This window comes from Olleya marilimosa CAM030 (genome assembly GCF_000518485.1).
Classification (GTDB): Bacteria; Bacteroidota; Bacteroidia; order Flavobacteriales; family Flavobacteriaceae; genus Olleya; species Olleya marilimosa.
In genome coordinates this window covers 14,434-28,216 of sequence record NZ_JADR01000001.1, presented here as the reverse complement: position 1 = coordinate 28,216, position 13,783 = coordinate 14,434, and the positions used below count along the sequence as shown (strand labels likewise).

The window sequence follows — 13,783 nt, the reverse complement described above, 5'->3', positions numbered from 1 at the left end:
TAAAACTGAATACCTTCCTTTAAAAAAAAACATTAAAATATTACAAACGCTAAAACTGCTTATCAAGTAAAAATTATTAAACTTATATGAAAATTTAAAAACGATTTTCGAAATTGAAATTCTATTAAACTTATGGAATCTGTTTTTATACTTTGTATTTTGTATTTTTGCTTTTTAAACACGACAAATGACTAATAACGATATTTTTAAAAAACTAAGAGTTGCACATCAATTAAGAGATACTGATATTGTAGAAATCTTAGAATTAGTAGACTTTAGAATTACAAAAACAGAATTAAGTGCTTTTTTTAGAAGAGAAGACCATCCTAATTATGTAGAATGTGGTGATCAAATTTTACGAAATTTTTTAAATGGTTTAGTTATTCATTTAAGAGGTCCAATGCCTAAAAAAGGAGAAAAACCTAAAGGCGAAGTTTCAGCGAAAGCGAAAAATAAATCCTTTAACAATAAAAAGAATTTTAATAAGCCTAATACACGTCCTAAAAAAGATGATAAGTAATTTAAAATTACATTAGGCAAATGGATAATCAATTTTAGTCCAAAAAAAAAGAGCAACTATTTAAGTTGCTCTTTTTTTATATAAATTAAAGTATTAAGCTAATACTGCTTGTACTTTGTCTGCTGCTTCTTGGAACTCTGTAGCACTCATAACATCTAATCCAGAATCGTCAATTAATTTTTTAGCGATATCTGCATTAGTACCTTGTAAACGTACAATAATTGGTACATTAATGTTACCCATGTTTTTATAAGCATCAATTACACCTTGAGCAACACGATCACAACGAACGATACCACCAAAAATGTTAATTAAAATTGCTTTAACAGCTGGATCTCTTAAAATAAGTTCAAAAGCAATTTCTACTCTTGCTGCATCTGCAGTACCACCAACATCTAAAAAGTTAGCTGGCTCTCCACCTGCTTGCTTAATTAAATCCATAGTTGCCATAGCTAAACCAGCACCATTTACCATACAACCCACGTTTCCGTCAAGGTCAACATAGTTAAGTCCTTGTTCTCCTGCTTCTACTTCAATAGCATTTTCTTCGCGTAAATCGCGCATTGCTGCTAAATCTTTATGTCTAAATAATGCGTTATCGTCAATTGTTACTTTAGCATCAACTGCCATTATTTTATCATCACTAGTTTTTAAAACTGGGTTGATTTCAAATAATGAAGAGTCTGACTTATCGTAAGCAGTATATAATGCTGTTACAAATTTAGTCATATCTTTAAAAGCTGCTCCAGACAACCCTAAGTTAAAAGCAATTTTACGTGCTTGAAAAGGTAAGATTCCAGTTGCTGGATCAATTTCTTCTGTAAAAATTAAATGAGGTGTTTCTTCAGCAACAGTTTCAATATCCATTCCACCTTCAGTAGAATACATAATCATGTTACGTCCATTAGATCTATTTAATAATACTGACATATAATATTCTTCTGTCTCAGAATCTCCAGGATAGTATACATCTTCACATACTAATACTTGGTGTACTCGTTTACCTTCTGCAGAGGTTTGAGGTGTTACCAAATCCATTCCTATAATTTCTCCAGCGATAGTTTTAACTGCGTCTAAGTTTTTAGCCAACTTAACTCCACCACCTTTACCACGTCCACCAGCATGAACTTGCGCTTTAATAACGTGCCATCCTGTTCCAGTATCTTCAGTTAATTTTTTAGCTGCAGCAACCGCTTCATCAGCATTTTGTGCAACAATACCACGTTGAATACGTACGCCAAAGCTGCTTAATAATTCTTTTCCTTGATATTCGTGTAAATTCATCTTGTTTAGAGTAAAATTTTAGTGTTACAAAAGTAAATAATCACATTTACTTACCCTAATATTTAATTATGAAAAAATTAAGTAAATCCAATTTTTAAATTGTTAAATAATTAACAAATTGTTTTAAATGTGTAATAATATGATGTTTTAATTTTTAAATAGGCTTAAAAAAATAACTTTGAAAAAAAATTAGAGATGCAAAACAATCAATTAATACAGATAGCAAAAGATTTTGGAAGTCCTGTTTACATATATGATGCAGACAAAATTGAGCAACAATATAACAGACTAACTGCTGCTTTTAAAAATGTTAAACAACTAAAAATTAATTATGCTGTTAAAGCATTGTCAAATATATCTGTATTAAAATTAATGAAACAATTAGGTGCAGGTTTGGATACTGTATCTATACAAGAGGTGCAATTAGGTCTTGCTGCAGGCTTTAAAGCCGAAAATATAATTTTTACACCAAATGGAGTCTCCTTACATGAAATTGAAAGTGTAGCTAAGTTAGGTTGTCAAATAAATATTGATAACTTATCTATCCTTGAACAGTTTGGCACAAAACACCCAAACACACCAGTCTGTATTAGGATTAATCCGCATGTTATGGCAGGTGGAAACACCAATATATCTGTTGGTCATATTGATAGTAAATTTGGGATTTCCATACATCAAATACCACATATTTTAAGAATAGTAGATAATACTAACATGAATATTAATGGTATCCATATGCATACAGGTAGCGATATTTTGGATATTGATGTTTTTTTATATGCTAGCGAAATTTTATTTGATACTGCTAAAAATTTTAAAAACTTACAATTTATAGATTTTGGATCTGGTTTTAAAGTCCCATATAAAGCTGGTGATATTGAAACCAATATTGAAGAGCTAGGTGAAAAACTAAGTGCAAGATTTAATCAGTTTTGTAAAGATTATGGCAAACCATTAACCCTAGCTTTTGAGCCAGGAAAATTTTTAGTTAGTGAGGCTGGACAGTTTTTAGTTAATGTAAATGTTGTAAAACAAACAACCTCAACCGTTTTTGCACAAGTAGATAGTGGCTTTAACCACTTAATAAGACCAATGTTGTATGGATCACAACATGAAATAAGAAATATCTCAAACCCAAAAGGTCGAGAACGCTTTTATAGTGTGGTTGGATATATATGCGAAACGGATACGTTTGCAAACAACAGACGCATATCTGAAATTAACGAAGGAGACATCTTAGCCTTTAGTAATGCTGGAGCGTATTGCTACTCTATGGCTAGTAACTATAACTCAAGATATAGACCTGCAGAGGTACTGGTTTATAAAGGCGAAGCGCATTTAATAAGAAAACGAGAAACTTTTGAAGACTTACTACATAATCAAGTCGAAATTAAATTTAAAAAGTAATTAACACAACCATTGAATAGCCAATTTTTTGTAAAAAAATTGGCTATTTTTTTATCCATACAATATAAAACAACGAATAAAAAAGTAATCTTAAACCTACAAATAAGTTAAAATTTAAGCGTTTTAACCTAAAAATTTGTATTTTAACTAAGATTTTGTTTAGATTCGCCAATATATAAAACAAATGCGCTTTGTATTATAGATTAATAGCTTTTCCCTAATTCCCTAAGTATGCAAATTGATAATAATAATTATAATGAAATATTATCTGATGAAATTCTTGACAAAAGTTTTTTAAACTCCATTGAAGATGCTCTAGCTATTGGATCATGGGAGTTAAACTTAAAAACTAATATTCTTAAATGGAGTAGTGTCACTAAAAAAATACATGACGTATCCATTAATTACACACCAAATGTTGATACTGCTATTAACTTTTATAAAGAAGGTTCTAATAGAATTAGAATATTAAAATTATTTAATAACGCTTTAAATAATGGTGAAAATTTTGATGACGAGTTTATAATTGTAACATCTAAGGGAGAAGAAAAATGGGTAAGATCTATTGGACATCCTAAATTAGAAAACGGAAAATGCGTAGCGTTAAGAGGTGTATTTCAAGATATTACTCAAAAAACAGTGCAAACTAAAAAAATAGCTATTAAAGAAAAAGAATTCAGATCTCTTTTTGATAATTCATTAACAGGAATGGCTAAAGTTAGCCTAACTGGAGGATGGCTTAACGTAAATAATAGTATTTGTCGCATTTTAGGATATAGCAAAGAAGAGTTATTACTACTAAACTTCAAAGATATAACACACCCCAAAGACCTATCAATAGGTCGTAAAGAATTAGAGTTAGTACTGTCTGGAAAATCAGATAATTTTGAAATAGAAAAGAGATATATCCATAAAAATGGAAAAGTGGTCCATTGCATATTATCTTCAACTATTGTAAGAGATAATAACGGACATCCCCAACATTTTATTGCAAATATCAATGATATTACAGAAATAAAACGCAGTAAAAATAAAATATCTGAATTGTTATCTATTAGCTCTAAGCAAAACGATAGACTATTAAACTTTGCACGAATAGTATCACATAATTTGAGATCTCATGGCGGAAACCTTGAAATGCTATTAAGTTTAAAAAAGGAAGATTATCCAGAAAATACTAACGACGAATATTTTCCTTTAATGGAAGAAGCAATAGGTAACTTAAATGAAACTATTGAAAATCTTAATGAAGTCGCTTTATACAACTCGCTTGAAGCGGAAGAGCTAGAAGAACTAAACTTATTACAATTTACCAATAACGCCATCTCTAACATTGCGGCTTATACCATATCACACAATGTTGATATTCAAATATTAATTAAAGATGACTTAAATGTTAAAGGTTTACCTGCATATTTAGATAGTATTTTAATAAACTTTTTAACCAACTCTATAAAGTATAAAAGACCTGATGTTGATCCTGTTATAAAATTAAATGCCAATCAGACTAGTGAGTACACAACATTAACAATTAGTGATAACGGTCAAGGTATTGATTTAGAAAAACATAAAGACAAACTGTTTGGCATGTATAATGTTTTTCATAAACATGAAGACTCTAGAGGCTTAGGTCTATTTATTGTTAAAAATCAAATTGATGCTATAGGTGGAAAAATTGAGGTAGAAAGTACTGTAGGCAAAGGCACTACATTTACTATTTATTTTAAAAACTAAATACCTTCTTAAGCTTTTATGGCTTAACTATTTTGATAAAATGTTAACCCGTTTTTATATAAATCATAAAACGAAAACTCTTTTGTTCCCCATTCTGTTTTTATAACTTTTGTCTCCTTCGGAAACACATTTTTAAAATTATACTCTTGATGTAAAATGTCAACATGCTGTGTAACAATACGCAACCTAGGTCTGTCAATAGTATAATCCCACTCCTTTACATCTTTCCATTTTAAATGTATTTCTATATGATCTCTTTTAATTCCTACATATTTTGGATCTTTAGAGTCGTCCGCAAACACAATATCAAAACCCAATTTTTGAGTATAAAAAAATAAAGCTGCTAATACGTTTTGAACAGGAAGTACTGGATGGATTTGGTGTAAAGTTGGTGTCATAAAAAGGTGTATTACTTTTTAACAGTTCCCGTAAAGTGATTAACTTTTGCACTAATAGGATTATTTGTTATACGTCTAAACGACGCTATTTGACCACAGTGCCAAATAGAGTCTGCAATAGGACCATTAATATTATTCCAAAACGGAATTTGGCTTTCGCCGAAAATAATTTTGAATTGCGAAATATCGTCACTACTTCTTAAAATATCTGCAGCTTGTTTTAAATTATTTAAAGTCGCTACACGTTGTGCTTCAAAAGATAGTTTAACAGCTTCTTTGGTATTTTCTTTTTTTAAAGTCGAATTTAAAATGATTTTAGACAAATCATAAATGTGTTTTATAGTTTCTGCTGTTGTTCTAACCGAATCTGAAGGCTTAAAGTCTAAATCCTTTGCGGATAATCCATCTGTTGCATGATAAAACCTAAACCCTAGAGCGTCTATTTGTCTAGCAGCAACAGTACCAGCAGTAAAATTTTCTGATGCTTCAGGAAGCTCATAATACGGAATATTTAAATCAGATTGAGCAACCATACTTGTTGTAATTATTATTGATAAAAAAAGTATTAGTGTTTTCATTTTTTAAAATTTGTAACAGTTAAATACGACAATTAATCCTTAAATTCTTTAACCTGAGGAATGTTACTTGTTCCGTATTTATCAAATAAATAGACTAAACTTGTCATGGTAGCTGCACCTAATTCTAGTTCGCGTTTGTTGACTGCATCAAACGTATCGTTTGCTGCATGATGATGATCAAAATAACGTTGTGAGTCTGGACGTAAGCCAGCCAAAACAATATTATCATTTTTTAATGGCCCAATGTCTGCTCCACTATATCCTTTTTCAAAATAGTGAATTAAGTACGGTTTAAATAAAGACTCCCAACTTAATACTTTGTTTAATGCTGCTTCACTACAATCAAAACTAAAACCACGAGGTGAAAATCCTCCAGAGTCACTCTCTAACGCAAATACATGATTTTCGTTATTACGTTTTGCCTCTTCTGCATATTTTTTTCCGCCACGCAAACCATTTTCTTCATTCATAAATAACACAACTCTAATGGTACGTTTTGGCTTGATTCCGCTTTCTTTTAATAATCTAATTACATCCATAGATTGTACTACTCCTGCTCCATCGTCATGCGATCCATCTCCTAAATCCCAAGAATCTAAGTGACCTCCAACAACCATTATTTCTTCTGGGAATTCGCTTCCAGTAATTTGACCAATAACATTGTATGACAAAACGTCTTCAAACTGTTTACAGTTTTGTTTAAAATAGAATTTTAGATTGGCATCTTTTTTTAGGGCTTCGGATAGTTTATTAGCATCATTGGTACTTATTGCTGCAGATGGTACACGTTGCTCATTAGGCAAATCCATGTAACCCATACTTCCAGTGTGTGGTAAATCGTCTTGACGTAAATTAAGAGAACGCACAATTACGCCAACTGCTCCTAATTTTCCAGCTTCGTAAGCTCCTGCATAACGTTGTTTAGAGCATCCTCCATAAGCTTCAAAGGTGTGGATTAATTCTGGATTCATGGCACCATTAAAAAAGACAATTTTTCCTTTTACTTTATCACCAAGTGCAGCAAGCTCTTCAAAACTTTTTACTTCTATTACTGTAGCCTCTAACCCTGAATTGGCAGTTGCTACTGAGCCACCTAAAGCACATATATTGACGTCAAATTTGTTGTTATTACTTGTAAAATGTGCTACCTCTTTTGCGCCACGTTCCCATTTTGGAACCATAACTTCTTGTAGCCATACTTTATCTAATCCTAGTTTTTCTAGTTCGGATTTTGTGTATTGTACTGCTTTTTCTGCGTTTACAGATCCTGATAATCGTCCTCCTATTTGATTTGATAAATAGTCTAACCATTGGTAGGCTTTACCATTGGTTAAGGACTGACTATATATTGTTTTTAATGCGTCTTGGTCTGTTTGTGCTAAAACATTAATAGACACTAAAAGTGTTAGAAGAATTGTTAGTTTTTTCATGGTTGGTAATTTTACTTTAAAGATAGTATTTAAATATGAAAAGACCTGACAGAATATTAATCCTATCAGGTCTCTTATTGTATTTTGATTAACCTTAAGTATGTTTTTTTTAGGTCATTTGGTTTGCGTTAGCGATTGTAATGACATCCTTTTTTTGCTGCCATATATGGCAAAAAAAGATATAATGGAAAGCGCGACCCTTGTGGTAACGCCCAATAAATACTATTCGTTATTCAATTGCTCTCTGTATAAATGCAGATTAGCTTTGGTTTTGTCATCCAAATCTGGCTCTTTTATGTCTGAATATTGTTTTAAAGTGTCATACAAAATTTGAGCTACAATTAATCGTGCTGTAGGTTTATCGTCTGCTGGAATGTTGTACCATGGTGCGTTATCCTTGCTTGTTCTGTTTATTGCATCCTGATAACAGTCCATGTATTTGTCCCATAACTTACGCTCTTTTAAGTCGCCTGCTGAGAATTTCCAGTTTTTTTCTTGCTTGTCCAAACGACGTAATAATCTGTTACGTTGTTCGTCTTTTGACAAATTCATGAAAAATTTAAAAATTATTGTACCGTTTTGTGTTAGATGTTTTTCAAAGTTATTGATTTGCTCAAAACGTTGGTCCCAAAAGGCGTCGTTTACATCGTCAATACTGTTTACAAATGGTAGTTTTTCGTTTAAAATATACTCTGGATGTACACGTGTTACCAAAACGTTTTCATAGTGTGTGCGATTATGGACTCCAAATTTACCTCGAGCTGGTAATTTTATATAGTGTCTCCAAAGATAATCGTGCTTAAGCTCTAATTCTGTTGGTACTTTAAAGCTCATAACCTCAACTCCTCTGGCATTAAAGTCTTTAAAAACTTCGCGTATTAAACTGTCTTTTCCTGAGGTATCCATACCTTGTAAACATACTAAAACCGAGTATTTACCGTGTGCATACATGGTATCTTGTAGCTTACCTAGTTGGCGTCTTACTTTGCGCAAAGCGTCCTCTGTGGTATCCTTGTCTGATTTTAAATCTAGCTTACTTGGCAGATCGCTTAGCTTTATTTTTGAAGTGATTTTATGGTCGTTAATATTGATGTCTTTCATGTTGTTTTATTTACTTGCAAAAAGTTTTACATCTTGCTCACTAACTTCTGTGCCTCCTAAAATTATTAATCTTTCAACCACGTTACGTAGCTCTCTTATATTTCCTGTCCAATCATACTCTTTTAATAAATTAATTGCTTTTTTAGAGAATGTTTTATTGGCTGTACCTTGCTCTTCGGCAATTTTAGCTGAAAAGTGATTTATTAATAATGGTATGTCATCACGTCTGTCATTTAATGCAGGTACTTTAACTAAAATTACTGCTAATCTGTGATATAAATCTTCACGAAATTTTCCGTCTTCGATTTCCTTTTTAAGATCTTTATTTGTTGCTGCTACAATGCGCACATCTACTTTAATATCTTTATCACTACCTACGCGTTGTATACGACTTTCTTGCAAAGCACGTAATACTTTGGCTTGTGCAGATAGGCTCATGTCACCAATCTCGTCTAAAAAAATGGTGCCACCATTGGCTGCTTCAAATTTACCTGCTCTGTCTTTGGCTGCACTTGTAAAGGCACCTTTGACGTGTCCAAACAATTCGCTTTCTATCAGCTCGCTTGGTATTGCTGCACAATTAACCTCTATCATTGGACCTTTGGCACGATCACTTTTTTGATGTAACCAATGTGCGACTAGCTCTTTACCTGTTCCGTTTGGACCTGTAATTAAGACTCTAGCATCTGTTGGTGCAACTTTATCTATGATGTCTTTGATTTGAGAAATAGCGTCGCTATCTCCTATCATTTCGTATTTTTTGCTAACCTTCTTTTTAAGAATTTTGTTTTCAATTACTAACTCTTTTCTGTCTAAAGCGTGTCTTACTGTATTTAGTAAACGATTTAAATCTGGTGGCTTAGATATGTAATCAAATGCACCTAAACGCATGGTATTTACTGCTGTATCTAAGTCTCCATGTCCAGAAATCATGACCATTGGTATTTCTGGCTTTATTTTTTTGACAGCCTCTAATACCTCAACACCATCCATTTTAGGCATTTTAATATCACATAGTATTAAATCGTAGTCGTTTTTTTTAATTTTATCGATTCCTACTAATCCATCTTCAGCTTCTTCTAGCTCATATTTATCATTTTCCTCTGATAGGATTTTGACTAATACTCTTCTAATTGCTGCTTCATCTTCTATTACTAAAATTTTTGGCATTATATTTTAAATTTTATTCCTGTTCTTAAATAAAACGCATTAACATTATCTAACTTAAATACGTCCTCTCTGTTCTCGTCCCTTAATCTGTTACTCATACTTAATGTATAACCAACGTAAGAATACCATACTAAATTATCTGTAAAGCAATATTCGTAACCTAAACCTGCTAATATTACTGATAAAGATACACTATCTGCTTCCTTACCATCAATGGTAAAAACTTCTTGTGTGTTGGCAAAATAGCCATCAATTCCGACAAAGGTCTGTACGATGTTTTTTTCGTTAAAAAAGTACTTCACATTTGTTTTTGGCACTCCTAAGTTATAAGACCAATTATCATTTAAACGTCTAAAGTAACTTATAAATGGTAATGGCAAAGGTATACCTGTAGTACTGTTATACGTTAGTCCTAATACTAATCTATATGGTTTTTTTATGTTTTGGTCTTTTGTTTTGTCGTTTATAGCGTATACACCTCCATTTAAAAACATATCATCACCTGTAATTTCATGTCTAAGTGTTGATGCTATTCTTGGTGTAATCTTGGCTCCTAACCTCCAATCTTCTGAAAGCTTAAAGGTATAACCCAAATTAAAATCTATGATATGTAATCGTCTTAAATTAGAAGTAGGAAAAGGGTAATCTTCCTCTAAATCTAAGGTCAATCTACTATACTCTGCACCAACAATTATATAACAGTCTTCACTTGTTTTAATAGGATAATTTAATAATCCTCTAAATCTATCAAAACTATCTTCAGAATTACTTTTGGGTACATAAGAATACTCTAACCTAGCTAAATCTGTTAATTGTGCATGGGCTACATTTACACTACATAGTAGCGTTAATGTTAGTAAAATGGTTCCAAAATGTAATTTCATATAATCTATAATTATTTGATTGCTAATTTTTTACTTGTTATCTTTTATAATATGAATATCGCGTTGAGGGAATGGTATAGTAATATTATTTTCTCTAAACAATCTATCTATTTCAAAACGAATGTCACTTTTAGGTATTCTTGAATTAAAACTATCATCTATAGTAAATGTTACCCTAAAATTTAAAGCACTATCCCCAAAGTCTGTAAAAGTAACTGCTGGTTCTGGAAATTTAAAAACATTTGGTATGGACGTTGCTGCCTCTAATAATAATTTTTTAACTAATTGTACATCACTTCCATAGGCAACACCTACATCAACCCCTTCTCTTGTACTTGTCCCATTTTGAGTCCAATTGTAAAGGCTATTAGTAAGGTATAAATGATTAGGTATAATTAGTACTTTATCGTCTATAGTTACTGCTCTAGTAGTACGCAATTTAATTTCTTCTACACGACCAACTTTTCCGTCAAGTTCTATAATATCTCCAACATGAACGGATTGGTCTACTAATATAAAAATCCCAGATATAATATCTTGAAATAAGGTCTGTAGCGCTAAACCAACACCTATTAAAAGTGCTGCTGAAGCTGCAAAAATAGCTGTGACATCTATATTTATTGAATCCAATATTACCAGAAAAACAATGATATAAATAAACCATCTTGCAAATGAAAACACTGTTGTAAATTTTGCCTTATCATCATCAGGCATATGACGCGTGACTACTTTTCTAACCAAACGTAAGACAATGGTTGTAAGTAATAAAACTAATATAATAAGTAAGACATACTTAACTTTAATTACACTAGTAGTCAAACCCTTATCATCTGTGAAGGTGTAAATTTTATAATTTAATATTTCAATAAATTTTTCCCAAATAGAACTTTCAGTAATCACATCGCTTACTTTTTCTACTTCTTTTTCAATTTTATCTGCTACCTTACTTTCTTGAATCATAGTTAAAATTAATATCTAATCCACTTAATCAACTCTTTATAAGTTGGTTTTTTACCATACATTAATATACCTACTCTATAAATTTTTGCTGCAAACCATACGGTAAACATAAAGGTCCCAATTAATAGTAATAATGATACTACTTGTTGCCATATTGGCACACCAAACGGAATACGCATTAACATCACTACAGGTGATGTAAACGGTATAAACGAAAATATAGTACTTACAGTACCATGAGGATCCTCTATAACAGTAAACATACCTACATAAACTGCCAATATTAGAGGCATTAAAATAGGTAACATAAATTGTTGTGTATCTGTTTCGTTATCAACTGCTGCTCCAATAGCTGCGTATAAAGAGCTGTATAATAAATAACCACTAATAAAAAATAATAAAAATGCAATTACAAGATTGGTTAGCGGTAAGTTATAAAATGCTGTAAACAAGCTTTGCACTTTCATATTTGCATCTGGATTAGCCATAGCTTGACGCATAAGTTCTTGCTGTGGTGTTTGTGCCTGAGCAAAGTCAATCCCAAAAATAGCAGAGACTACGGTTAGTAAAACACCTCCTAAAATAATCCATATAATAAACTGAGTCACTCCTGCTAAAGACGTCCCAATTATCTTACCTAACATTAATTGGACTGGCTTTACTGAAGATATAATAACTTCAATAATACGACTGGTTTTTTCTTCAATAACACTACGCATAATCATATTACCATAAATAATGATAAACATAAATAGTAAATATCCTGCTGCTCCACCAAACGCTAGTTTAACCACACTATCAATTTTAGAAGACTTAACACCAGAAAAATTTTCTTGTGCAATATTGACCTTTATTTTAGACGCTTTAATCATCTCTATATCGACACCTTGACTTGCCATATTAAGATTGGTTAACTCCTTTTCTATTTTATTTTCTAATGAAGAAATTACAGATAAGGATGGTGATTCTTCCGAATAAAATTGCACACTTGTTGCTGCGTTTTCAAAATTTTCTAATTTATTAATATGAAGCAAGCCGTAATCTCCTTTTTCTTCAACTATAGTTTTTGCATTGTCTAAAGTTAGACCTGTTAAAAGATTATATTTTGTATTATCTGTGTCTTTAAAAACCTCAGTCAACATTCCGGAATCATCTAATACCGAAATGATGCGTTGTTTATTATTATTCATCTGAGATAAATACACAACGACGGTTATTAATGCTATAAATATTAACGGACTTAAGACCGTCATTATTAAAAATGATTTATTTCTAACCTTGGTTAAATACTCGCGTTGTATAATAAGTGGAAGATGATTCATGGTTAGTTATTCTTTACTGTTTGAATAAAAATATCGTTGGCACTTGGAATAACTTCTACAAAGTGAGAAATTTGTCCTTTACTAGTTAGGTAACTTAACAGGTCATTAGCAGACTCATTATTAGATAATTTAATATTAAGTTTTAGGTCATCTTCTAATGTTTTAAATTCGGCTGGTGTCACACTAAACTTGCTTGCTAACTCTTGCTCTAAATTATCATTGTTTGGATTTATACCAATCTGGAAAGTATTGCTTTTATATTGGCGTTTAATGTCCATTAGGTTACCATCCAATACCTTATTAGATTTGTGTATTAAGGCTATTTGGTCACACAACTCCTCAACCGACTCCATACGATGGGTAGAAAAAATCACGGTTGCACCTTCATCCCTTAGTCTTAAAATCTCATCCTTAATTAAGTTTGCATTAATTGGATCAAAACCAGAGAATGGCTCGTCAAAAATTAACAATTTAGGTTCATGTAGGACTGTAACCACAAACTGGATTTTTTGTGCCATCCCTTTAGATAGTTCCTGTATTTTTTTATTCCACCAGTCTCCAATCTCTAAGCGTTCAAACCACATTTTAAGGCGTTTTTTAGCTTCCGCTTTTTGCATACCTTTTAATTGTGCTAAGTATAGTGCTTGCTCACCAACTTTCATGGATTTATATAATCCACGCTCTTCTGGCAAATAGCCTATATCTTTAACATGGTGATTTTTTAATGCTTCTCCATCTAACAACACATGTCCAGAATCTGGCATGGTTATTTGGTTAATCACTCTAATTAAAGTTGTTTTTCCTGCTCCATTTGGACCAAGCAAACCAAAAATACTACCTTTTGGAACGGTTATAGACACATTATTTAGTGCAGTAAAGTCTCCAAATTTTTTAGATACTTGATGCACCTCTAAGAGGTTGTTCATAGATTTTTTTAAGATTGATTAGTAAAGCTAACACTAGCTTTAGTTGTAAATATAGAAAATGTTAAAATA

12 protein-coding genes and 1 pseudogene are annotated in these 13,783 nt (G+C 31.7%); 3 read left to right on the top strand and 10 right to left on the bottom strand.

The features are described 5' to 3' along the window. Nucleotides 1-187: 187 nt before the first annotated feature. Nucleotides 188-520 (top strand): DUF1456 family protein, encoded by a 333-nt coding sequence (locus M890_RS0100150; protein WP_028281581.1) that lies wholly within the window; start codon nucleotides 188-190, stop codon nucleotides 518-520. 93 nt (nucleotides 521-613) lie between these two features. Here M890_RS0100150 and sucC read toward each other — a convergent pair whose 3' ends face one another. Then, nucleotides 614-1,804: an ADP-forming succinate--CoA ligase subunit beta gene (sucC, locus tag M890_RS0100145; protein ID WP_028281580.1), complete on the bottom strand. Its 1,191-nt coding sequence runs from the start codon at nucleotides 1,802-1,804 to the stop codon at nucleotides 614-616. A 186-nt stretch (nucleotides 1,805-1,990) separates the two neighbouring features. On the opposite strand from sucC, the pseudogene lysA reads away from it, so the two are divergent. Both lysA and M890_RS0100135 read left to right on the top strand, forming a co-directional pair. After that, nucleotides 1,991-3,211: pseudogene (lysA, locus tag M890_RS0100140) on the top strand (diaminopimelate decarboxylase); the annotation flags it as partial. 231 nt (nucleotides 3,212-3,442) lie between these two features. After that, nucleotides 3,443-4,945: a sensor histidine kinase gene (locus tag M890_RS0100135; RefSeq protein WP_051437413.1), complete on the top strand. Its 1,503-nt coding sequence runs from the start codon at nucleotides 3,443-3,445 to the stop codon at nucleotides 4,943-4,945. Between the two features lie 23 nt (nucleotides 4,946-4,968). On the opposite strand, the gene M890_RS0100130 is transcribed toward M890_RS0100135, so the two are convergent. The 9 genes from M890_RS0100130 to M890_RS0100090 all read right to left on the bottom strand — a co-directional run bounded on the left by M890_RS0100130 (nucleotide 4,969) and on the right by M890_RS0100090 (nucleotide 13,714). Next, complete coding sequence (locus M890_RS0100130) at nucleotides 4,969-5,343, bottom strand: glyoxalase/bleomycin resistance/extradiol dioxygenase family protein (RefSeq protein WP_028281577.1); 375 nt, start codon at nucleotides 5,341-5,343, stop codon at nucleotides 4,969-4,971. An 11-nt stretch (nucleotides 5,344-5,354) separates the two neighbouring features. Next, complete coding sequence (locus M890_RS0100125; RefSeq protein ID WP_028281576.1) at nucleotides 5,355-5,921, bottom strand: DinB family protein; 567 nt, start codon at nucleotides 5,919-5,921, stop codon at nucleotides 5,355-5,357. 32 nt (nucleotides 5,922-5,953) lie between these two features. Continuing rightward, a complete protein-coding gene (locus M890_RS0100120; protein WP_028281575.1) occupies nucleotides 5,954-7,351 on the bottom strand; it encodes a M20/M25/M40 family metallo-hydrolase in 1,398 nt (465 codons plus the stop codon). 222 nt (nucleotides 7,352-7,573) lie between these two features. Continuing rightward, entirely contained in the window at nucleotides 7,574-8,452 is an 879-nt protein-coding gene (locus M890_RS0100115) for a PPK2 family polyphosphate kinase (protein WP_028281574.1), read from the bottom strand. A 6-nt stretch (nucleotides 8,453-8,458) separates the two neighbouring features. Continuing rightward, on the bottom strand, nucleotides 8,459-9,622 hold the full coding sequence (locus tag M890_RS0100110; protein WP_028281573.1) for a sigma-54-dependent transcriptional regulator: 1,164 nt from the start codon (nucleotides 9,620-9,622) through the stop codon (nucleotides 8,459-8,461). Beyond that, nucleotides 9,622-10,506, bottom strand: coding sequence for a DUF6268 family outer membrane beta-barrel protein (locus tag M890_RS0100105; protein ID WP_028281572.1), 885 nt, complete (start codon nucleotides 10,504-10,506; stop codon nucleotides 9,622-9,624). Before M890_RS0100105 ends, M890_RS0100110 begins: the two co-directional genes overlap by 1 nt. Before the next feature lie 30 nt (nucleotides 10,507-10,536). Then, on the bottom strand, nucleotides 10,537-11,466 hold the full coding sequence (locus tag M890_RS0100100; protein WP_157243237.1) for a mechanosensitive ion channel family protein: 930 nt from the start codon (nucleotides 11,464-11,466) through the stop codon (nucleotides 10,537-10,539). A gap of 8 nt (nucleotides 11,467-11,474) precedes the next feature. Continuing rightward, on the bottom strand, nucleotides 11,475-12,788 hold the full coding sequence (locus M890_RS0100095) for an ABC transporter permease (protein WP_028281570.1): 1,314 nt from the start codon (nucleotides 12,786-12,788) through the stop codon (nucleotides 11,475-11,477). A 2-nt stretch (nucleotides 12,789-12,790) separates the two neighbouring features. Further along, nucleotides 12,791-13,714, bottom strand: coding sequence for an ABC transporter ATP-binding protein (locus M890_RS0100090; protein ID WP_028281569.1), 924 nt, complete (start codon nucleotides 13,712-13,714; stop codon nucleotides 12,791-12,793). Nucleotides 13,715-13,783 lie beyond the last annotated feature (69 nt).

Coding starts and splice junctions, on each gene's coding strand:
- sucC (WP_028281580.1), bottom strand. CDS start 1,804: ATGAATTTACACGAATATCAAGGAAAAGAATTATTAAGCAGCTTTGGC.
- M890_RS0100120 (WP_028281575.1), bottom strand. CDS start 7,351: ATGAAAAAACTAACAATTCTTCTAACACTTTTAGTGTCTATTAATGTT.
- M890_RS0100110 (WP_028281573.1), bottom strand. CDS start 9,622: ATGCCAAAAATTTTAGTAATAGAAGATGAAGCAGCAATTAGAAGAGTA.
- M890_RS0100095 (WP_028281570.1), bottom strand. CDS start 12,788: ATGAATCATCTTCCACTTATTATACAACGCGAGTATTTAACCAAGGTT.
- M890_RS0100135 (WP_051437413.1), top strand. CDS start 3,443: ATGCAAATTGATAATAATAATTATAATGAAATATTATCTGATGAAATT.
- M890_RS0100105 (WP_028281572.1), bottom strand. CDS start 10,506: ATGAAATTACATTTTGGAACCATTTTACTAACATTAACGCTACTATGT.
- M890_RS0100090 (WP_028281569.1), bottom strand. CDS start 13,714: ATGAACAACCTCTTAGAGGTGCATCAAGTATCTAAAAAATTTGGAGAC.
- M890_RS0100100 (WP_157243237.1), bottom strand. CDS start 11,466: ATGATTCAAGAAAGTAAGGTAGCAGATAAAATTGAAAAAGAAGTAGAA.
- M890_RS0100150 (WP_028281581.1), top strand. CDS start 188: ATGACTAATAACGATATTTTTAAAAAACTAAGAGTTGCACATCAATTA.
- M890_RS0100130 (WP_028281577.1), bottom strand. CDS start 5,343: ATGACACCAACTTTACACCAAATCCATCCAGTACTTCCTGTTCAAAAC.
- M890_RS0100115 (WP_028281574.1), bottom strand. CDS start 8,452: ATGAAAGACATCAATATTAACGACCATAAAATCACTTCAAAAATAAAG.
- M890_RS0100125 (WP_028281576.1), bottom strand. CDS start 5,921: ATGAAAACACTAATACTTTTTTTATCAATAATAATTACAACAAGTATG.